Source organism: Achromobacter sp. GbtcB20, from assembly GCF_019091095.1.
GTDB classification, from domain to species: domain Bacteria; phylum Pseudomonadota; class Gammaproteobacteria; order Burkholderiales; family Burkholderiaceae_B; genus Achromobacter; species Achromobacter mucicolens.
Genome location: NZ_JAGXJZ010000127.1, coordinates 1 through 674, shown reverse-complemented (window position 1 = coordinate 674; position 674 = coordinate 1). Strand labels below are relative to the sequence as shown.

Here is a 674-nt window from a genome sequence, read left to right as displayed (position 1 = left end):
CCGGCACCAGCATGCAGACGCCGTCCTGCAACAGGTAAAGGTCGTCCGTGTGCGGGCAGCGTGCTTCGCCGTGGCCGCCGATGCGCAGCGGCAGGCGTTCGCCGTGGCGGCTCATCCAGCCGATCTGGCGCGCGGGCACGCCGGCCATCAGGGCGAAGGCCGGGACGTCGCGGGTCACGACCGCGCCGGCGCCGATGAAGGCGTATTCGCCGACGGTCACGCCGCAGACGATGGTGGCGTTGGCGCCGAGCGTGGCGCCGCGCCGCACCAGGGTGCGCCGGTATTCGCTCTTGCGCTCCACCGCGGCGCGCGGATTGTGGACGTTGGTGAAGACCATGCTGGGACCGCAGAACACGTCGTCTTCGAGCGTGACGGCGTCGTAGACGGAAACGTTGTTCTGGATCTTGACGCGGTCGCCGATCCGCACGTCGTTGCCGACGAAGACGTTCTGGCCAAGCGCGCAGCCCGCGCCGAAGCGCGCGCCGGCGCAGACGTGGGCGAAATGCCAGACGCGGGTGCCTGGTCCGAGGACGGCGCCATCGTCGACGATGGCGCTGGCGTGGACCTGCGATTGGGGCGTATGCCGGTCCATGCTCAGTACTCCAGCGGCAGGGCGACGCGCCTGCCGTCGCGCGCCGACATGTAGGCGGCCACCAATACCTCGAGCGACTTGA

Annotated in this window: 1 protein-coding gene; it reads right to left on the bottom strand. The window is 70.0% G+C overall.

Annotated features, from left to right (window positions below; all coding sequences use genetic code 11):
- Positions 1–592, bottom strand: a 592-nt coding sequence (locus KVT32_RS28145) for an acyltransferase (RefSeq protein ID WP_217619206.1), incomplete at its 3' end; no start/stop codon positions are given.
- Between the last annotated feature and the right edge of the window lie 82 nt (positions 593–674).